This window comes from Pseudomonas sp. 05L36, from assembly GCF_056398125.1.
Genome location: NZ_JBFTOU010000021.1, coordinates 107,634 through 127,706, shown reverse-complemented (window position 1 = coordinate 127,706; position 20,073 = coordinate 107,634). Strand labels below are relative to the sequence as shown.

The window sequence follows — 20,073 nt, the reverse complement described above, 5'->3', positions numbered from 1 at the left end:
CCTCGCCACGGGTCATTGTTTTTGAGAAGTAATGCTGTTCACAGAGCCCTACTTTCCGCAATGGCCTCATCGCGAGCAAGTCGAATCGTCGCACCGCCGCTCCCACAGGTTATGTGTCGTGTACAAGAATTGTGGTCACACTCAGTCACTGTGGGAGCAAGCTTGAACGCAATAGCGGCGGAACAGGCACAAATGAAAACGGCACCTTTCGGTGCCGTTCGTACTCCACGATATATAGTTACTTGAATTTCACCAGCGTAAACGCAAGCGTTCCCCAGACCAGGATGACGCACGTCAGTATTGCCTTGGCCTTTAGCAAGAGCTTCAGATCCGCAGGAAAGTTGCGGATATCATTAGGATCAAGATCTCCCGCACGAAGTCCTGGACCAGGCCACATCACCATGAACGTGATCTTTGCGACTAACAAAAGCCGACTTAACCATCCGCTCTGCGCCAGTCCTGCGGCGCTAATTACGATTTGCCGACTACCGTTCAAGGATTGCAGAAAGCGATCCAGGTGACGGCGGCTCAGGTACAGACTGTAAAAGAAACTCACGTAACACAGCAGGATTGGGCCGCCAACAACAATGATCGCAGCCCAGGGAGACCAAGTTTCGATACTGATCATGGCTGTGTGACTTCGAAAATTTTGTCAGCTGTGAATTCGCCCCCCATACCACCGACTTCCGTCCCCACCAATGCACCAATCCCAACTACGGCCGCGACACAGACAACACCACCTATAGCTGTAGTCACGCCAAGCGCGGCGCAGATAGTGGGACTGGCAACATGTGCCAATTCTCCTCCCAAATACCCTAAACCTGTCGATCCAATGAACTTGCCACTTTCGGTAAACTTAACCTTCTCACAAGCCACTCCAGAGTCGCCAACACAAACCTCCTGAATAGCCAGCAACGAAGAAACCCCGCCAATACCAATACCGATATAACCGCCGCTCTGCATGTATTTGACAGCCCGACTGGTCGCATTCACGTGGTTGGAATACCCCGGTATCTGCCCCGGCGCCCCCGCCTTGTCCCAGTGGTGAACCAGACTGCGACTGGAAATGCCGAGGGCGGTCTTCAACTTGGGGTGATCGCCCAAGGTGGTCTGGCCACGCAGGCGAGTGGAGTTCAGCAAGTGGGCATCCAGTTGGGCGAGCAGGCGCTGGCGCTCGGCGAAGAACTGCGGCGATCGCAGGTGGCCATGCTGACGATAGCTGTCCTGATGCAGGCGCTCCATGCCTTGCAGGGTGTCGCGCAGTTGGGCCAGGTGTTTCTCCATCACCACCGCGCCGACGCCAAGCCAGGTCGAAGTATCGCCGGTAAAACTGGCGATTTCAGCCGCGTGGCGAAACATGAATTCGGCTTCTTCCGGCGTCAGGGGATCGAGTGCCGATTTGACCTGCTGCGCGGCCTGCATCAGTTGCGCTTCCTGATAGGTGCAGGAGGTGTTGTTCGGATCGCTCAGCACGATCAGCGAGCCAGCTTTTAAGTCGCCATACCCAGGGTTCAGTGCCTGAAACTTGCGCATCACGCCCGGGTCGGGCGTAGGGAAAAGCGTCGCCTCCAAGGCTTCGCGAGTCATGCTTTTGGGCACCACATAGAAGCCCGGTTCTTGAGGGTCTACGCGGGCGAATATGACAGGCGCCGGTGGGTACGAAGGGGCGAAACCAGGCTGACGTGGCGCGGCCGGTTGACTGGTTGCCGCACTGAAAACGGGTTGCACAACGTCCCTGCCCGTTCGCGGTGCGGAGTCAGCGTTGCGATAGGTCGCCGTGACCACAGAAGGGATCAGCCGGGCTTTACAGGGGCAACCACTATGGCTATCCAGCGTGCCCGACATGGCTTTGCCATGACTGATCATGTGCGAAATGCCACCGACAATTTTGTAAGTCTTGCCGTCCTTGCCACAGGTGACTCGATCACCATCGCGGGCATGGGCAATGCCATACATCATGATCCGGGTGTCACCATCCAGGACCTTGCCGCCACAGGTGGTCTTGTCGTCCAGACCAATGAAATATCCTTTCTCCATTAGTTTTCTACTCCCTCGATAGGGGGCAGGAAATCCTTGGCCATCGGCACACCTTCACGCGCCACGTACAAATAACCACCTTGCGCTGTATTGATGATCTCGTCGCCATTGCAAAGACGGCTGCCGACCAGCGCTAAATGGCTATTCCCTTGACCTGCGCCCGTGACGATCTGCGCCGTACGCCCATCGGCATACACGACGTAATCGCCTTTCTGTGCCGCAGTAACTTTCTGACCGCTGTCCAATGTGAACGTCAGCGGCGCTGCTGCCTGTTGGATCACTCCGCCATCACGGGTTTGGCTGCCCTCGGTTGCCACACGGAAAATCGCGCGAGGGGGATGTGCTTCCGCGTAAACCTGCTGTTGACGGATGATCGCCATGACTTCGTCGTCAAATCCCGCAAGTTGCTCCTCGGTGAAAGACGAGTCGTCCAGGCGGCAGAGAAACTCAGGAGAAACTTCGTTGGTATACAAGGGGTGCACAGGTGCATTCATTTGCAACTTCCTTATCGTCTTCGGATTGAGTGCCTTTCCTTCTCATCTCGGCAGAAGCGCTGAGCAGAGAGAATATTGGGCGACGACGAATAAGACGGTGGAACGCGTGCTGAACGCAATCCAATGGCATAGCCAAATGAACGAATAGGAATTTTCCTAACAACCAACAACCCATTTCCTACAGCGGTAGTTATAAAAGATAATTTTTCGCGCAGTTGAAGGGCACTGTGTGTGGTGTTTTTCACGAGCGAGCGTAGCCCGATGGGTAGACTAATAAACGACATCTTCCCAGACTGCGTGAGAACCCTGCTCACCTGCGCGGCGCTCAAAGAAATTTAAATACTTCCGTTTAATCGTTTCGGAAAGTTACTTCGTGAAAGCTACAACACCTTGCGGCGTTACCTACAGGTAAGACAGAATCCGCCGGCTTGTGCGTCTTTGACATGGGTTCTATCGTTTGCCGGTCGCTGAAAAAAACAGTGACCGGGTTTGGTAGACCCGTAGCATCGACGCATAGCGTCACCTTTTTGCTGTCCAATGTTTGGGCGGTATTTTTATGGTGGCCATGCGCAGGGCTCCTTCGGGAGCGCCGGTTCCGATGCCCGGTCTACCAACCTTCGTATGGTCGCCACCCTTCGTTTGGTAGCGAGGTGGTGATGGCTCCTTTTAAATAGCATCGGAGTTCCATCTATGTTCAAGGTCACACCTAATCCGCCAGACACCGATCCGGCTTCCCCGTACGAAACCCTCGATTCAAAAAGCCTTCACGAAGCCGCAGAGCGCGACATCGACTATCACCTAAAGCCAGAGGTCCCCATCATGGAGACTCCGCGCACACCCGGCACGATGTTCATCGTCAATCCCGAACTAGATACCGAAACCCTCCTGGCCCATGCTTGCGAGTCGCTGGCCTCGGCAAATGTCATGACCATGGATTTGGCGGACCATATGGATGGGCCCAGGCGCAACTCCCTACTAGGTATTGCGCAAGTCATCATGCTGGGCGAACTAGCGGTCAATCGCGCGCTGGACCAACTTGACCCGCCTGAATAGACCCGGCAGCTGTGGCTTCAGCTGACTTTCAGTCGCAACGCACCATTAGCGGACTAGTTTGTACCCCGCCAATGGTGCTTGGAGCACTGACATCTATAGGTTGTGCCTCAAGCTGCTGGATGACGAAATTAATGCGAGAACGAAAATGAACCGTGACAGCTTTTCCGAACCCGTAGAAGGCTTTGATGCGTTGGCTACCGAGCGTCTGAGTGATGCTGAACCCTGTCACCAACGTATAGGAGCAATGAAAGTTAAATTGGTGCTTCCCGAAGACTTCGACGCGCCTCTGCCTGATGACATACATGATGATTTCGAAGGCACCCACGAATAAGATTTCTGTTCCATAAGCGGTTAGCCAGCTCAGCGATCAGCGTTTCTGACAGATGCTTGTTCGGCTGAAAAAGCTGGCCGTCTGGCATGGCCTCTTCGTCAGACCGCCGCCCGGAGGCGGTGGATCAGGCACAAATGAAAACGGCACCTTCCGGTGCCGTTCGCCTTTCACAATACAACCAACTTACTTACGCGCCGCCTCCCACGACTTCAGCAGTTCGTTGTAGCTAACGGTCTCGCCCTTAGGCTTCTCGTTCGCCAGTTTCGGTTTCGGTGCGCCCGGTTGATCGAACCAATATTGCACGTCGCGCTCGGGGTTCATTTTCGGGGCGCAGGTAGCTTGTGCCTTCGAGCGTTCCAGACGGCTCATGATTGCGTCCTGATCCTTGGCCAGGCCGTCCAGCGCCTCTTGCGGGGTTTTCTCGCCGCTGGCGGCTTCGGCGATGTGGCTCCACCACAACTGCGCGAGGCGAGGATAATCAGGCACGTTGGTCCCGGTCGGGGTCCATTGCACGCGGGCCGGGCTGCGGTAGAACTCCACCAGGCCACCGAGTTTCGGCGCCAGGTCGGTCATCGCTTGCGAGTTGATGTCCGACTCGCGAATCGGCGTCAGGCCGACGATGGTCTTCTTCAGCGACACGGTTTTCGAGGTCACGAACTGCGCATAGAGCCAGGCCGCCAGTTTCTGCTTCTCAGGCGTGGATTTCATGAAGGTCCAGGAACCCACGTCCTGATACCCCAGCTTCATGCCCTCTTCCCAGTACGGTCCGCGCGGCGACGGCGCCATGCGCCATTTCGGCGTGCCGTCGGCGTTCATCACCGCAAGACCCGGTTTGGTCATGTCGGCGGTGAAGGCGGTGTACCAGAAAATCTGTTGGGCGATGTTGCCCTGGGATGGCACCGGACCCGATTCGGAGAAGGTCATGCCCGCCGCTTCCGGTGGCGCGTACTTCTTCAACCAGTCGACATACTTGGTGGTGGCGAACACCGCCGCCGGCCCGTTAGTGTCGCCGCCGCGGGTCACGCTGGAACCCACCGGATGGCAGTCCTCGACACGAATGCCCCATTCGTCCACCGGCAAGCCGTTGGGGATGCCCTTGTCGCCGCCACCGGCCATGGAGAACCAGGCATCGGTGAAGCGCCAGCCCAGGGACGGGTCTTTCTTGCCGTAGTCCATGTGCCCGTAGACGCGTTTGCCGTCGATTTCCTTGACGTCTTCGCTGAAGAATTTGGCGATGTCTTCATAGGCTGACCAGTTCACCGGCACGCCCAGCTCATAGCCGTACTTTTCCTTGAACTTGGCCTTGAGGTCTGCGCGTTCGAACCAGTCGGCGCGGAACCAGTACAGGTTGGCGAACTGCTGGTCAGGCAATTGATAGATCTTGCCGTCCGGCGCGGTGGTGAACGAGATGCCGATGAAGTCCTTGATGTCCAGGGTCGGCGAGGTGAAGTTCTTGCCCTCGTTGGCCATCAGGTCGGTGATCGATTCCGTCTTGCCGTAACGAAAGTGCGTGCCGATCAGGTCCGAGTCGTTGACCCAGCCGTCATAGATGCTCTTGTCCGATTGCATCACGGTCTGCAATTTTTCCACCACGTCGCCTTCTTGCAGCAAGTCGTGGGTCACTTTGATGCCGGTGATTTCGGTGAAGGCCTTGGCCAGCACCTTGGACTCGTACTCGTGGGTGGCAATGGTTTCCGACACTACCTTGATGTCCATCCCGCGGAATGGCTCCGCCGCCTTGATGAACCACTTCAATTCCGCGAGCTGCTGATCGGCCGTCAGGGTGGACGGCTTGAACTCGCTGCCGATCCATTTTTTCGCGGCATCTTCGTAGGCATCGGCCCAGGCAGATGCGCTCAAACCGCTGAGTGCCAGCATGGCTGCCAATGAAATGCTATGTCGCAGCTTATTGTTTTTGTCGAACATAGAGACCTCCTGTTTAAGTTTCGGAGCAACATTGCCGAGCGATTCGACTAGCCCCAACGCATCACAGCCAACAGCCACACCAGGGACATCGCGAAGGCGACCCAGATGCTCCAGTCGGTGACGCCGATTACCAGCAAGTGCAGGTAGGCGCTGCCGAGAAGACCGATAAACAAGCGATCGCCACGGGTGGTGGCAATCGGCAGAAAACCACGCCGAAGGATGCTCGGCGAACGCAATTCCCAAGTGGTCATGACCACCAGGATCAGGGCAATCACGCTGAAGAATGCCGCCGTGGGGACGGTCCAGCTCATCCATTCCATCATCAGTTCCTCATACCCGGCCCAGGGCAAAGCCCTTGGCCACGTGGTTGCGAACAAACCAGATCACCAGCATGCCCGGCAGGATGGTCAACACCCCCGCCGCCGCCAGTACCCCCCAGTCGATACCGGATGCCGAGACGGTGCGGGTCATTACCGCCGCGATGGGTTTGGCGTTCACCGAGGTGAGGGTTCGCGCCAGCAGCAGTTCGACCCAGGAAAACATGAAGCAGAAGAACGCCGTGACACCGATGCCGGAGCCGATCAGCGGGATGAAAATCTTCACGAAGAACTTGGGAAAGCTGTAGCCATCGATGTAGGCGGTTTCGTCGATTTCCTTGGGCACGCCGGACATGAAGCCTTCGAGAATCCACACCGCCAGCGGCACGTTGAACAGGCAATGGGCCAGGGCCACGGCGATATGGGTGTCGAACAAGCCGATCGAGGAATACAGCTGGAAGAACGGCAACAGGAACACCGCCGGCGGCGCCATGCGGTTGGTCAGCAACCAGAAGAACAGGTGCTTGTCACCGAGGAAGCGGTAGCGCGAGAAGGCATAGGCCGCCGGTAGCGCCACGGTCAGGGAAATGATCGTGTTCAGGCTCACGTAGTACGCCGAGTTGATGTAGCCGGTGTACCAGCTCGGATCGGTGAAGATCACCTTGTAGTTGGCCAGAGTAAAATCCTGTGGGAAAAGCGTCAGGCCGCCGAGGATTTCGGTGTTGCTCTTGAAGGACATGTTCAGCAGCCAGTAGATCGGCACCAGCAGGAACAGGATGTAGAGCAGCAAGGGGATAAGTTTTCTTTTGCTCATGGCGCGGTCCTCAACGGTTGGCGTCAGAGTGAGTCATGGCGGTGTAGAACAGCCAGGACACCAACAGGATGATCAGGAAGTACACCAGCGAGAATGCCGCTGCCGGCCCCAGGTCGAATTGCCCTACGGCCATCTGGGTCAAGGTCTGACTGAGGAAGGTCGTGGCATTGCCAGGACCGCCGCCCGTGAGTACGAACGGTTCGGTGTAGATCATGAAACTGTCCATGAAGCGCAGCATCACCGCGATCAGCAGCACACTCTTGAGCTTGGGCAACTGGATATGCCGGAACACCGCCCAGGCCGAGGCACGGTCGATCCGCGCCGCCTGGTAATACACGTCGGGAATCGCCCGCAACCCGGAGAAGCACAACAGCGCCACCAGCGAGGTCCAGTGCCAGACGTCCATGATCAGCACCGTGACCCAGGCGTCCATGGTGTTCGCCGCATAGTTGTAGCTGATGCCCATGGCCTTGAGACTCGCCCCCAGCAGGCCGATATCGGCGCGGCCAAAGATCTGCCAGATGGTGCCGACCACGTTCCACGGGATCAGCAACGGGATTGCCAGCACGATCAACACCACCGAAGACCAGCGGCCCTTGGTCGGCATGGTCAGGGCAATGGCGATGCCCAGCGGAATTTCGATCAGTAGCACACAGGCGGAATAGATGAACTGACGCAGCAACGAGTCATGCAGCCTCGGGTCGAGCAGCACCTGCTTGTACCAGTCGGCGCCGACGAAATAACGGCTGGACTGGTCGAAGATGTCCTGCACCGAATAGTTGACCACGGTCATCATCGGGACCACCGCACTGAACGCCACCAGCAGGAACACCGGCAGTACCAGCCACCAGGCCTTGTTGTTCTGCACCTTGTTCATGGCTGCACCTCAATGTTGGCTTGGGTTTCCAGGAGGAATTCGTCGGCATAGACCATCAGCCATTGCGCCGGAAAACTGATGTAGGCCGTGCCTTGCGGCACCAATTTGTCTTCGGCCAGGCGCACCTTCAGGGGGACGCCATCGAGGTTGAGGGTCATGATTTTGTAGGTGCCCAGGTCTTCGACGTGTACGACCTGTGCCCGCAGCGCGTCATCAAAGGCTTCGTCCCACACATGGACGAACTCCGGTCGAATGCCGACCTTCAGGGTTTTCCATTCGGACTCGGCGATGCGCTGCTGCATGGCCTCGGACAGCGTCAGATGGGTCGAGGCAAAACCGACTCCACCCGGTTGCGGCTGCACGTCGATCAGGTTCATCCCCGGACTACCAATGAAGTAGCCGACAAAGGTGTGGCTCGGGCGCTCGAACAATTCCCTTGGCGTGCCGAACTGCACGATCTGCCCGCCGTACATCACCGCAATCTTGTCGGCGAAGGTCGAGGCCTCCAGCTGATCGTGGGTGACGTAGACCATGGTGATGTTGAACTGCTCGTGGATCTGCTTGAGCTTGCGCCGCAGTTTCCACTTCAGGTGCGGGTCGATCACCGTCAGCGGCTCGTCGAACAGGATCGCCGACACGTCATCGCGCACCAGCCCGCGGCCCATGGAGACTTTCTGTTTTTCGTCGGCGGTGAGGTTGCGCGCCTTCTTGTAAAGCAATGCCTGGAGGTCGAGGACTTCAGCGATTTCCTGCACTTTGCTGTGAATTTTCGCTTCCACCATGCCTTGATTGCGCAACGGAAAGGCCAGATTATCGAACACCGTCATGGTGTCGTAGACCACCGGAAACTGGAAAACCTGGGCGATGTTGCGCTTCTCCGGGGTCAGGTCATTGACCGCTTTGCCGTCGAACAGCACATGGCCCTGGGACGGGCTGAGCAGCCCGGAAATGATGTTGAGCAAGGTCGATTTCCCACAGCCCGATGGTCCGAGCAACGCGTAGGCGCCGCCCTGCTCCCAGATGTGGTCCATCTCGCGGATCGCGTAGTCCTCAGGTCCCACCGGGGTTTTGGTGTAACTGTGGGCGAGGTTGTGCAAACGGATTTCGGCCATCAGGCAACCCTCGTGACACGCCGGCCCGGCGCCTGGACCAGCCGCCCCTGCGTATCGAACACAAACAGTTTATGGGTCGGGATGTAGATGCGGATCGGCGCATCGACGTCGTATTCGTGAACACCCGGCAAGTGCAGCACCAGCAGGAAGTGCTCGTTGCGCACGTGAAGAAAGGTTTCCGAGCCGCTGATTTCCGCGACTTCGACGGTCACCGCCAATTCGAGGTCATCGTCGTTGCTCGGCACCAGCGAGATATGACTGGGCCGCACGCCGAAACGGAACTCGCCCTCGCCCACCGGACGTAAATCGACGTTCAACGGAAAGTGCACGAAGTTGGCGAAACTCACTTCGTTGCCGGCAATGCGTCCCGGCATCAGGTTGATCGGCGGCTCGGAGAACAGCTCGGCCGCCAGCACCGTTTGCGGCTGGTGATAGACCGAGGAAGAGCGGCCGCTCTGGATCACCCGGCCTTCGTGAAGAATGGTCGTGGTACCGCCCAGAGCCAGGGCTTCGTTGGGCTCGGTGGTGGCGTAGATCGCAATGGTGTGGCGCGCCTTGAACAGCTCGCGCATTTCCTGGCGCAGCTCTTCACGCAACTTGTAGTCGAGGTTGACCAGCGGTTCGTCGAACAGGATCAGCTCGGCATCCTTGACCAGCGCCCGGGCCATGGCCGTGCGCTGTTGCTGGCCGCCGGAGAGTTCGAGGGGATGGCGCTGGAGGAATTTCTCGATGCGCAGCATCTTCGCGGTTTCCAGCACCTTGCTCTGGATCAGCTCGCTGGATACACCGGCCTGGCGCAGCGGCGAGGCGATGTTCTCGAAGACGGTCATGGTCGGGTAATTGATGAACTGCTGATACACCATCGACACATTGCGCAGGCGCACTGGGCGCTGGGTGACATCGACGCCGTTCATCAGGATGCGGCCGCTGTCGGGCTTGTCCAGACCGGCCATCAAGCGCATCAGGCTGGTTTTGCCGGACAAGGTGCGACCCAGCAAAACGTTGAAGGAACCGGGTTCAAAACTCAGGTTGGCATCGTCGATCCAGGTCTGGCCCTCGACGGTGCGGCTGACGTGCTCCAGGGTTAATGACATGGCTCGGCCTTTTTTATTTTTGGAGTCAAGCGACCGGAGCTACATAGCGACATCCGTGCCAAAAAATTCAAGCTATTGATTCAGCTTGAAATTCCCGAACGGGACGTACAAACCGCGTTCGTTGCTGAACACAAATGAACAATCGAAAATGAACAATTGAACAGCTCAGGAATTGACAGTGAACAATAGTGAACAACACTCTACGGACTGTTCACGGCCCCTGTAGGAGCGAGCTTGCTCGCGATGGACGTTAACGTTGACGAGGGCTGCCTGAATAAACGCGGCGCTCTCACGTGCATCGCGAGCAAGCTCGCTCCTACAGGGATCGGCGCTATCCCATAAAAACAATAAAGATTGTTCAGAGATCGACCGCCATGGCCGCACCTGCCTCGCCGCTGTCCCACGACGCCATCATCCAGGACTCCTGGTCCCGTTGCCGCGCGTTCGGCCTCAGTCATCAGAGCACACCGGCATTCGACCAATTGCCGGCAGCGGGCATTGCGCAATTGCTGGAGAGCCAACATTCACTGGTGCAAACCACCCACCAGGAAGTGCTGCCCTACTACGAGAACATCCTGAGCAACTCCAATTGCCTGATCATGCTCGCCGACCATCAGGGCCAGGTGCTCACGTCGTGGGGAACGCAGCGCTTTATCGAACCCAAACTGGCACGGGGGTTCAGCGCCGGCGCCAGCTGGATGGAACGCTGCAGCGGCACCAACGCCATTGGCACCGCCCTGGCCTGTGAACAAGCGGTGCACATCGAGCACGACGAACATTTCCTCAAGGCCAACCGCTTCATGACCGGCTCCGCCGCGCCGATTTTCGATGCCGAGCGCAAGGTGATCGCGGTGCTGGATGTGTCCAGTGACAGCTACCTGCCGCCCTCCCACACCCTGGGCATGGTCAAGATGATGAGCCAGACCGTGGAAAACCGGCTGATCCTCAACCTGTTCCATGGCCAGCATTTCCAACTGACGTTCAACACCGGACTGAACAACCTCGACAGCCAGTGGGCGGGGTTGCTGATATTCGATGAGACCGGCCAGGTGTTGTCGGCCAATCGCCGGGCCGACAACCTGCTGGGCATCAGCCTGTCGCGGGTCAGTGTCGAAAGCCTGTTCAAGGTCTCGCTGCTGGAGTTGCTCAACCAGCCCGAAGGCCTGCCCTTCGCCCTGCAGACCTCGGGGCGCAACCGCTTCCAGTGCCTGTTGAAGCGGCCGAAACAGGCATCAATTCAACCTCGAGTGTTCACCGAACCGGTTGTAGCGGTACCCGCGGCCATCAGCCTCAACACCCTGCACTTCGGCGACAGTCGCGTGGAAAAAGCCGTGCGTCAGGCCGAGCGTTTGCTGGAAAAAGACATTCCCTTGTTGATCCACGGCGAAACCGGGGTCGGCAAGGAAGTGTTCGTCAAAGCCCTGCATCAGGCCAGCTCGCGCAGCAAACAAGCGTTCATCGCCGTCAACTGTGCAGCGATTCCCGCCGAACTGGTGGAATCCGAGTTGTTCGGCTATGAGAAAGGCGCGTTCACCGGCGCCAACCAGAAAGGCAGCATCGGGCTGATCCGCAAGGCTGACAAAGGCACGCTGTTTCTCGACGAAATCGGTGACATGCCGCTGCCGACCCAGGCGCGACTGTTGCGGGTGTTGCAGGAGCGTTGCGTGCAACCGGTGGGCAGCAGCGAGTTGTTCCCGGTGGACTTGCGCATCATTTCCGCGACCAATCGCTCGTTGCGCGAACAGGTACAACTGGGGCGGTTTCGTGAAGACCTGTATTACCGCATCGGCGGCCTGACTCTGGAATTGCCACCGTTAAGAGAGCGCAGCGATAAAGAGGCACTGTTCAAACGCCTTTGGGAACAGCATCGCGAACCCAGCCAATGGGCTGGACTGAGCCGCGAAGTATTGGAGTTGTTCGACCGCCATCCGTGGCCGGGGAATTTGCGCCAGGTCAGCAGTGTGATGCAGGTGGCACTGGCGATGGCCGAGGAACAGCCGATAAGGCCGGAACATTTGCCGGATGATTTTTTTGTTGATCTGGAGATGGAGCCGGTCGATTCGCCGGAACCGTTGGCCGTGGATCTGAATGATGCCGAGGATTTGAACCGGCAGTTGCAGGCGGCTGGGGGGAATATTTCGTATCTGGCGAGGCGGTTGGGGGTTAGTCGCAATACCCTGTACAAGCGGTTGCGCCAGGTTGAATGACAGGTTAGCCGCACTGGCGGTACTCGACTTGAGACCATCGCGAGCAAGCTCGCTCCCACAGGTTCAGAGATGCCCACAGATTTTGTGTTCGACACGGACACTGTGGGAGCGAGCTTGCTCGCGATGGCGCCAGCCCTGTCAACACAAGCCTGGAGTCCAACCCCATAAACAAAAACCCGCACAAGGCGGGTTTTGTCTGTAATAAGCAAAGCAATCAGTCAGCCAAACGCCAGGTCGTGCCGCCCTTGCCGTCTTCCAGCACCACGCCCATGGCGGTGAGCTGGTCGCGGATGCGGTCGGATTCGGCCCAGTCCTTGCCGGCACGTGCCGCCAGGCGCGCAGCGATCAGCGCTTCGACTTCGGCTGCATCCACGCGCCCTTCAGCGCCCGCTTGCAGGAAATCATCGGCTTCGAGCTGCAACACACCCAACACGCTGGCCAGTTCTTTCAAACGGGCTGCCAGACCGGCCGCGGCATTGAGATCGCTCTCGCGCAGGCGGTTGATCTCACGGACCATCTCGAACAGCACCGCGCAGGCTTCCGGTGTGCCGAAGTCGTCGTTCATCACCTGGGTGAAACGCTCGACGAAGGCTTCGCCGCCAGCCGGTGCAACGTTCGGCAGGCCTTTCAACGCGTGGTAGAAACGCTCCAGGGCGCCCTTGGCGTCCTTGAGGTTGTCTTCCGAGTAGTTGATGGCGCTGCGGTAGTGACTCGACACCAGCAGGTAACGCACGACTTCCGGGTGGTACTTGTCGAGCACGTCGCGAATGGTGAAGAAGTTGTTCAAGGACTTGGACATCTTCTCGCCATTGATACGGATCATGCCGCAATGCATCCACGCGTTGGCGTAGGTCTTGCCGGTGGCCGCTTCGCTCTGGGCGATTTCGTTTTCGTGGTGCGGGAACTCGAGATCGCTGCCGCCGCCATGAATGTCGAAGGTCTCGCCCAGGCAGCAGGTGGACATCACCGAGCATTCGATGTGCCAACCCGGACGCCCGGCGCCCCACGGCGATTCCCAGCTCGGCTCGCCCGGCTTGGCGGCTTTCCACAGCACGAAGTCCAGCGGGTCCTGCTTGGACTCGTCGACTTCGATGCGGGCGCCGATACGCAGGTCTTCAATCTTCTTGCGCGACAGCTTGCCGTAGCCCATGAACTTGCCGACGCGGTAGTACACGTCGCCATTGCCCGGGGCGTAGGCGTAGCCCTTGTCGATCAGGGTCTGGATCATCGCGTGCATGCCCGGGATGTGATCCGTGGCACGCGGCTCCATGTCCGGCTTCTTGATGTTCAGGCGCGCTTCATCTTCGTGCATCGCCGCGATCATGCGCTCGGTCAGCGCTTCGAACGACTCGCCGTTCTCGTTGGCCCGGTTGATGATCTTGTCGTCGATGTCGGTAATGTTGCGCACGTAGGTCAGGTCGTAGCCGCTGAAGCGCAACCAGCGCGTCACCAGATCGAACGCGACCATGCTGCGGCCGTGGCCCAGGTGGCAATAGTCGTACACGGTCATGCCGCACACGTACATGCGCACCTTGTTGCCATCCAGCGGCTTGAAAACTTCTTTGCTCTTGGTGAGCGTGTTGTAGATCGTAAGCACGTTAATTCCTTGACGCTAAATCACTGGCCCCACGAATCACGCAGGGTCACGGTACGGTTGAATACCGGCTGACCTGGTTTCGAGTCCTTGATATCCGCGACGAAGTAGCCTTCGCGCTCGAACTGGAAACGGTCTTCCGGCTGTGCATTGCCCAGCGAAGGCTCGGCACGACAACCGGTGAGTACCTGCAGCGAATCAGGGTTGATGTTGTCCAGGAAACTGGCGCTGTCTTCGGCCTTCTCAGGGTTGGCCGAACGGAACAGACGATCGTACAGGCGCACTTCGCACTCGACGCTGGCAGCGGCCGGCACCCAGTGGACCACGCCTTTGACCTTGCGGCCTTCCGGGTTCTTGCCCAGGGTGTCCGGATCGTACGAGCAGCGCAGTTCGACGATGTTGCCATCGGCGTCCTTGATCGCTTCGTCGGCGCGGATTACGTAGCTGCCGCGCAGACGCACTTCACCGGCCGGTTCCAGGCGCTTGTAGCCCTTCGGCGGCTCTTCCATGAAGTCGTCACGGTCGATGTAGATTTCACGGGCGAACGGCAGTGCGCGCACGCCCATGTCTTCTTTCGGGTGGCACGGCAGTTCGAGGTTCTCGACCTGGCCTTCCGGGTAGTTGGTGATCACGACTTTCAGCGGACGCAGTACGCACATGGCACGCGGAGCGCTGTGGTCGAGGTCGTCACGGATGCTGAATTCGAGCATGCCGAAGTCCACCACGCCGTCGGAACGGTTGGTGCCGATCATTTCGCAGAAATTGCGGATCGATTTCGGCGTGTAGCCACGGCGGCGGAAGCCCGACAGCGTGGACATGCGCGGGTCGTCCCAGCCGTTGACGTGACCTTCGTCCACAAGCTGCTTGAGCTTGCGCTTGCTGGTGATGGTGTAGTTCAGGTTCAGGCGGCTGAACTCGTACTGGCGCGGGCTGGCCGGCACCGGCAAGTGCTCGAGGAACCACTCGTACAGCGGACGATGGCTTTCGAACTCCAGGGTGCAGATCGAATGGGTGATGCCTTCGATGGCGTCCGACTGACCGTGGGTGAAGTCGTAGTTCGGGTAGATGCACCACTTGTCACCGGTCTGGTGGTGGTGGGCGTGGCGGATGCGATACATGATCGGGTCACGCAGGTTCATGTTCGGCGAGGCCATGTCGATCTTGGCCCGCAGTACCCGTGCGCCGTCCTTGAACTCGCCGGCTTTCATGCGGGCGAACAGGTCCAGGTTCTCTTCGACGCTGCGGTCGCGGAACGGGCTGTTCTTGCCCGGCTCGGTCAGGCTGCCACGGTATTCCTTGGCTTGCTCCGGGGTCAGGTCGTCGACGTAGGCATTACCGGATTTGATCAACTCCACCGCCCAGTCATGCAACTGGTCGAAATACTGCGAGGCGTAGCGCACTTCACCGGACCACTCGAAGCCCAGCCATTTGACGTCGCTTTCGATCGCGTCGATGTATTCCTGGTCTTCCTTGGCCGGGTTGGTGTCGTCGAAACGCAGGTGCGTGACGCCGCCGAACTCCTGGGCCAGGCCGAAGTTCACGCAGATCGACTTGGCGTGGCCGATGTGCAGGTAGCCGTTGGGTTCAGGCGGAAAACGGGTGACGATCTGCGTGTGCTTGCCCGAGTCCAGGTCTGCCTGGATGATCGGCCGCAGGAAGTTGACCGGCACGGCAGGGCCGGTCTTGGCATTCGAGGTAGGGTCGACAGTGGGCTTGCTCATAGGATCCTTGAACGTACAAGTGCGTGGCCGTAATGAAGGCCGGACAAAACAAAGCCGCTATCATAGCCGATGCCGTCAAGTACCTGACAGAGCGCACTCTGTAAACCGTCGCATTTAATAGGCCGTAAATGAAAAAACAGCCTCGAAATTCGTGCCTGTCACGCTAAACTGCGCACCTTGGCCGAGACAGGCTGAACCGGTTGCGGGACGGAATGTCCCAAAACCACGAATTCCTTAGATATGCTTCATCTCAAAAGAGTACCGATCATGACCCAAGTCAAACTGACTACCAACCATGGCGACATCGTCCTCGAACTGAACGCCGACAAAGCCCCGATCACCGTGGCCAACTTCGTCGAGTACGTTAAAGCCGGTCACTACGAAAACACCGTTTTCCACCGTGTCATCGGTAACTTCATGATCCAGGGCGGCGGTTTCGAGCCAGGCATGAAAGAAAAGAAAGACAAGCGCCCAAGCATCCAGAACGAAGCTGACAACGGCCTTTCCAACGACAAGTACACCGTCGCCATGGCCCGCACCATGGAGCCGCATTCGGCTTCCGCACAGTTCTTCATCAACGTGGCCGACAACAGCTTCCTCAACCACAGCGGCAAGAACGTTCAGGGCTGGGGCTACGCGGTATTCGGTAAAGTGACCGCCGGCACCGACGTTGTCGACAAGATCAAAGGCGTGGCCACCACTTCCAAGTCCGGCCACCAGGACGTACCGGCAGACGACGTGATCATCGAGAAAGCCGAGATCATTGAGTGATATTGCTGATTTCAGACTTGCATCTGGAAGAGGAGCGCCCGGACATTACCCGGGCGTTTCTGGATTTGCTCGCCGGACGCGCCCGCTCGGCGAGTGCGTTGTACATTCTGGGCGACTTCTTCGAGGTGTGGATTGGCGACGACGCCATGACGCCCTTCCAGCGCTCCATCTGCCAGGCCCTGCGCGATTTGAGCGACAGCGGCACGGCCATTTTCCTGATGCACGGCAATCGCGACTTCATGCTCGGCAAGGCCTTCTGCAAACAGGCCGGCTGCACCCTGCTGAAAGACCCGAGTGTCGTGCAATTCAACGGCGAACCGGTGCTGTTGATGCACGGCGACAGCCTGTGCACCCGCGACGAAGGCTATATGAAGCTGCGTCGCTACCTGCGTAACCCGATCACCCTGTTTATCCTGCGCAACCTGCCGTTAAGCACCCGGCACAAGCTGGCACGCAAGCTGCGCAGTGAAAGCCGTGCGCAGGTGCGGATGAAGGCCAATGACATCGTCGATGTCACGCCCGAGGAAATTCCGCGGATCATGCAGGAGTACGGGGTGAAAACCTTGATCCACGGGCATACCCATCGTCCCGCGATTCACAAGTTGCAGCTTGGCGAGCAGGCGGCCCGGCGCATTGTGCTGGGGGATTGGGATCGTCAAGGGTGGGCGTTGCAGGTGGATGAGCAAGGGTTTGCGCTGGCGCCTTTCGATTTCGCAGCGCCTTAAAGATCAAAAGATCGCAGCCTTCGGCAGCTCCTACAGAGTGTACACATGCCTCTGTAGGAGCTGCCGAAGGCTGCGATCCTGGCTAATCAGTGCCCTGCCGAAGCAGGCCCCGCCTTGGCAGTAAACGGCGGCTTGGCCAGCCATACAATCAGGATCAACCCCATGAACATCCAGCCCAGCAAGGTGAAGTAATCCACCGTGGACATGATGTACGCCTGGCTGATCACCGTCTGCTCCAGCTGCGTGTAGGCCTTGACCCCTGCCCCGCCCAGGTTGGTCAGCGCTTCGCGGGTCGCCGGATCGAACGGGGTGATGCTTTCGGTCAGGTAGGCGTGATGCTGATCCGCCCGGCGAATCCAGATCCAGGTGGTCAACGACGCCGCGAAACTGCCGCCCAAGGTACGCAAGAACGTCGCCAGCCCCGAACCGTCGGCAATCTGGCTCGGTGGCAGGTCCGACAGCAGGATGGTCAGGGTCGGCATGAAGAACAGCGCCACGCCGATCCCCATGAACAACTGCACCAGCGCGATGTGCTGGAAGTCCACTTCATTGGTGAAGCCTGCTCGCATGAAACAGCTCAGGCCGATGGCCAGGAACGCCCCGCCCGCCAGCACGCGCATGTCGAATCGCGGCGCGTACTTGCCGACAAACGGCGACAGCAGCACCGGCAGGATCCCCAGCGGCGCCACGGCAAAACCTGCCCAGGTCGCGGTGTAGCCCAGTCGCGTCTGCAACCATTGCGGCAGGATCAGATTGATCCCGAAGAACCCGGCGTACCCCAGAATCAACACGATGGTGCCGTAACGGAAGTTGCGATGGGCGAACAGGCGCAGGTTGACCACCGGGTGTTCGTCGGTCATTTCCCAGATCACGAAGAACGCCAGGGCCACCACCGAAATCACCGAACCGATCACGATGAAACTGGACTCGAACCAGTCGGCATCGTTGCCCTTGTCGAGCACGATCTGCAGCGCCCCGACGCCAATGATCAGCGCGATCAAGCCGACGTAATCCATCGGTTGGCGGCTGGTGACCACCGGACGCTTTTTCATCTGCTGAGTCACCACCCATGCCGCGAACAGGCCGATCGGCACATTGATAAAGAAGATCCACGGCCAGCTATAGCTGTCAGTGATCCAGCCGCCGAGGATCGGACCGGCAATCGGCGCGACCACCGTCACCATTGCCAGCAATGCCAGTGCCATCCCCCGTTTCGCTGGAGGATAAACGGCAATTAACAAGGTCTGGGTCATCGGGTACAACGGCCCCGCCACCACCCCTTGCAGCACCCGGAAGCCCACCAGCTCGGGCATTGAGGTGGAAATCCCGCACAAAAACGAGGCCAGCACGAACAGCAGTGTCGCCCAGACAAACAGCTTCACCTCGCCGAAACGCCGACTGAGCCAACCGGTCAGCGGTAGGGCGATGGCGTTGCTCACGGCGAACGAGGTGATGACCCAGGTGCCCTGCTCCGAACTCACGCCCAGGTTGCCGGAGATCGTCGGCAGCGCCACGTTGGCGATGGTGGTGTCGAGCACTTGCATGAAGGTCGCCAGCGACAGGCCGATGGTGCTGAGCAGCAGGCTGGGTGGCGTGAAAGACGCGTTATTGCTCATCGCGAATCCTTTGAAACTGGGCTGGCGCTGCGCCTGTTACAGACGCAACTGGCCCTGTGGGAGCGAGCTTGCTCGCGATTGCGTCGGTTCAGTCGACATTGATGTTGAATGTCAGTCCGCTATCGCGAGCAGGCTCGCTCCCACAGGGGTCGGTGTGATGACGGATTGGCGAATCAGCGTTGCGCGGTTTTGCTGACCGCGGCGCTGTTGTCGTGGATCAACTGGGTGATCATCGCGTCGGCCTCGGCCAACTGACGGTCGTAGACGTTAGTGCTGAACGAAGCCTTCTGCGGCGGTTGTTGCGCCAACACCGGCCCGCTCTGGTCGCGCAGATTCACATCGACCATGGTCGACAGGCCAACCCGCAACGGGTGTTTTGCCAGCTCTTCGGCGTTGACGTGGATCCGCACCGGCACGCGCTGCACGATCTTGATCCAGTTACCGGTGGCGTTCTGCGCCGGCAGCAGGGCAAAGGCGCTGCCGGTCCCGGCGCCGAGGCTGTCGATGGTGCCGCTGTATTTGACGTCGCTGCCGTAGAGGTCGGTTTCGATCTCGACCGGCTGGCCGATGCGCATGTCACGCAGCTGGGTTTCCTTGAAGTTGGCGTCGATCCACAGTTGATCCAGCGGAATCACCGCCATCAGCGCGGTACCTGGTTGCACGCGCTGGCCAAGTTGTACAGAACGCTTGGCCACGTAACCGGTCACCGGTGCAATCAGCGTACTGCGCGAGTTATTCAAGTACGCCTGACGCAGTTGTGCGGCAGCGGCCATTACGTCCGGGTGCGACGAAACCACGGTGTCATCGACCAGCGCGCTGGTGGTCTTGAGCTTTTGTTCGGCGTTGGCCAGGGCGTTTTGCGCCGAGGTCAGGTCGTCGCGGGCATGGGACAGCTCTTCCTGGGAAATAGCCCCGCCAGCGGCGAGGTTCTTGCGGCGGCTGAAGTTGTCCTGGGCCTTTTGCACTTCGGCTTTCTGGGCGTTGACCTGGGCTTTCATGCCATCCACATCGCTGTACAAGCCACGCACCTGACGCACGGTGCGCGCCAGGTTGGCCTGGGCGTTTTGCAGGCCGATTTCGGCATCGTTCGGGTCGAAGTTCACCAGCACCTGGCCTTCATGGACCAGATCGCCGTCGTCGGCACCGATGCTGACCACGGTGCCGGTGACCAGCGGCGTGATTTCCACCACGTTGCCGTTCACATAGGCGTCGTCGGTGCTTTCGCTCCAGCGCCCGTAGAACTCGTGGTAGGCCCAGACGCCCGCGCCGCTCAGCACGACGACGGCCGCCAGGATCAACAACATGAATTTGCGCTTGCCCGAATTGGGGTTGCCCGGGGTGTTTTCAGGAGGTTGAGTTGTATCGGCAGTGGCCATGACAAATA

18 protein-coding genes are annotated in these 20,073 nt (G+C 58.9%); 5 read left to right on the top strand and 13 right to left on the bottom strand.

Translation table 11 applies throughout. The features are described 5' to 3' along the window. Positions 1-238: 238 nt before the first annotated feature. The 3 genes from AC1DKH_RS21195 to AC1DKH_RS21185 are packed head-to-tail and all read right to left on the bottom strand — an operon-like array spanning position 239 to position 2,531. Entirely contained in the window at positions 239-628 is a 390-nt protein-coding gene (locus tag AC1DKH_RS21195) for a hypothetical protein (protein WP_477799189.1), read from the bottom strand. Then, positions 625-2,037 (bottom strand): PAAR domain-containing protein, encoded by a 1,413-nt coding sequence (locus tag AC1DKH_RS21190; protein WP_477799188.1) that lies wholly within the window; start codon positions 2,035-2,037, stop codon positions 625-627. Before AC1DKH_RS21190 ends, AC1DKH_RS21195 begins: the two co-directional genes overlap by 4 nt. Next, positions 2,037-2,531 (bottom strand): hypothetical protein, encoded by a 495-nt coding sequence (locus tag AC1DKH_RS21185; RefSeq protein ID WP_477799187.1) that lies wholly within the window; start codon positions 2,529-2,531, stop codon positions 2,037-2,039. Before AC1DKH_RS21185 ends, AC1DKH_RS21190 begins: the two co-directional genes overlap by 1 nt. A gap of 690 nt (positions 2,532-3,221) precedes the next feature. On the opposite strand from AC1DKH_RS21185, the gene AC1DKH_RS21180 reads away from it, so the two are divergent. Both AC1DKH_RS21180 and AC1DKH_RS21175 read left to right on the top strand, forming a co-directional pair. Next, positions 3,222-3,584 (top strand): DUF6124 family protein, encoded by a 363-nt coding sequence (locus AC1DKH_RS21180; RefSeq protein ID WP_477799186.1) that lies wholly within the window; start codon positions 3,222-3,224, stop codon positions 3,582-3,584. A gap of 145 nt (positions 3,585-3,729) precedes the next feature. Next, positions 3,730-3,915 carry a hypothetical protein gene (locus tag AC1DKH_RS21175; protein ID WP_477799185.1) on the top strand — a complete coding sequence of 62 codons (186 nt, stop codon included), beginning with the start codon at positions 3,730-3,732 and terminating at the stop codon, positions 3,913-3,915. A gap of 183 nt (positions 3,916-4,098) precedes the next feature. Here the strand turns inward: AC1DKH_RS21175 and AC1DKH_RS21170 are convergent, their stop codons facing one another. Genes AC1DKH_RS21170 through AC1DKH_RS21145 form a run of 6 tightly spaced genes read right to left on the bottom strand, consistent with a single transcriptional unit; the run spans position 4,099 to position 10,055 of the window. Continuing rightward, the gene (locus AC1DKH_RS21170; protein ID WP_477799184.1) at positions 4,099-5,841 is read right to left on the bottom strand and encodes an ABC transporter substrate-binding protein; all 1,743 of its coding nucleotides are present in this window, start codon (positions 5,839-5,841) and stop codon (positions 4,099-4,101) included. 47 nt (positions 5,842-5,888) lie between these two features. Continuing rightward, the gene (locus AC1DKH_RS21165) at positions 5,889-6,161 is read right to left on the bottom strand and encodes a DUF2160 domain-containing protein (protein ID WP_095943787.1); all 273 of its coding nucleotides are present in this window, start codon (positions 6,159-6,161) and stop codon (positions 5,889-5,891) included. Positions 6,162-6,171: 10 nt separating this feature from the next. Then, on the bottom strand, positions 6,172-6,972 hold the full coding sequence (locus AC1DKH_RS21160) for a carbohydrate ABC transporter permease (protein ID WP_110662253.1): 801 nt from the start codon (positions 6,970-6,972) through the stop codon (positions 6,172-6,174). 10 nt (positions 6,973-6,982) lie between these two features. Further along, on the bottom strand, positions 6,983-7,849 hold the full coding sequence (locus AC1DKH_RS21155) for a carbohydrate ABC transporter permease (RefSeq protein WP_108219065.1): 867 nt from the start codon (positions 7,847-7,849) through the stop codon (positions 6,983-6,985). Continuing rightward, complete coding sequence (locus AC1DKH_RS21150; RefSeq protein WP_477799183.1) at positions 7,846-8,961, bottom strand: ABC transporter ATP-binding protein; 1,116 nt, start codon at positions 8,959-8,961, stop codon at positions 7,846-7,848. Before AC1DKH_RS21150 ends, AC1DKH_RS21155 begins: the two co-directional genes overlap by 4 nt. Next, complete coding sequence (locus AC1DKH_RS21145) at positions 8,961-10,055, bottom strand: ABC transporter ATP-binding protein (RefSeq protein WP_477753962.1); 1,095 nt, start codon at positions 10,053-10,055, stop codon at positions 8,961-8,963. Before AC1DKH_RS21145 ends, AC1DKH_RS21150 begins: the two co-directional genes overlap by 1 nt. A gap of 374 nt (positions 10,056-10,429) precedes the next feature. Here AC1DKH_RS21145 and AC1DKH_RS21140 point away from each other — a divergent pair, with 374 nt between their 5' ends. Then, positions 10,430-12,262 (top strand): sigma-54-dependent Fis family transcriptional regulator, encoded by a 1,833-nt coding sequence (locus AC1DKH_RS21140; RefSeq protein WP_477799182.1) that lies wholly within the window; start codon positions 10,430-10,432, stop codon positions 12,260-12,262. A gap of 214 nt (positions 12,263-12,476) precedes the next feature. Here AC1DKH_RS21140 and cysS read toward each other — a convergent pair whose 3' ends face one another. Both cysS and AC1DKH_RS21130 read right to left on the bottom strand, forming a co-directional pair. Further along, positions 12,477-13,859, bottom strand: a complete 1,383-nt coding sequence (gene cysS / locus AC1DKH_RS21135) for a cysteine--tRNA ligase (RefSeq protein ID WP_007970481.1) — start codon at positions 13,857-13,859, stop codon at positions 12,477-12,479. Positions 13,860-13,879: 20 nt separating this feature from the next. Further along, positions 13,880-15,577 carry a glutamine--tRNA ligase/YqeY domain fusion protein gene (locus tag AC1DKH_RS21130; protein WP_477799181.1) on the bottom strand — a complete coding sequence of 566 codons (1,698 nt, stop codon included), beginning with the start codon at positions 15,575-15,577 and terminating at the stop codon, positions 13,880-13,882. Positions 15,578-15,844: 267 nt separating this feature from the next. On the opposite strand from AC1DKH_RS21130, the gene AC1DKH_RS21125 reads away from it, so the two are divergent. Both AC1DKH_RS21125 and lpxH read left to right on the top strand, forming a co-directional pair. Further along, positions 15,845-16,348 carry a peptidylprolyl isomerase gene (locus tag AC1DKH_RS21125; RefSeq protein WP_046037821.1) on the top strand — a complete coding sequence of 168 codons (504 nt, stop codon included), beginning with the start codon at positions 15,845-15,847 and terminating at the stop codon, positions 16,346-16,348. Next, positions 16,345-17,073 carry a UDP-2,3-diacylglucosamine diphosphatase gene (gene lpxH, locus AC1DKH_RS21120; protein ID WP_477799180.1) on the top strand — a complete coding sequence of 243 codons (729 nt, stop codon included), beginning with the start codon at positions 16,345-16,347 and terminating at the stop codon, positions 17,071-17,073. The genes AC1DKH_RS21125 and lpxH overlap by 4 nt, the downstream gene beginning before the upstream one ends. A gap of 86 nt (positions 17,074-17,159) precedes the next feature. Here the strand turns inward: lpxH and AC1DKH_RS21115 are convergent, their stop codons facing one another. Together AC1DKH_RS21115 and AC1DKH_RS21110 are read right to left on the bottom strand one after the other, a co-directional pair. Then, on the bottom strand, positions 17,160-18,689 hold the full coding sequence (locus AC1DKH_RS21115) for a DHA2 family efflux MFS transporter permease subunit (RefSeq protein ID WP_477799179.1): 1,530 nt from the start codon (positions 18,687-18,689) through the stop codon (positions 17,160-17,162). Between the two features lie 173 nt (positions 18,690-18,862). Next, complete coding sequence (locus AC1DKH_RS21110) at positions 18,863-20,065, bottom strand: EmrA/EmrK family multidrug efflux transporter periplasmic adaptor subunit (protein WP_477799178.1); 1,203 nt, start codon at positions 20,063-20,065, stop codon at positions 18,863-18,865. Positions 20,066-20,073 lie beyond the last annotated feature (8 nt).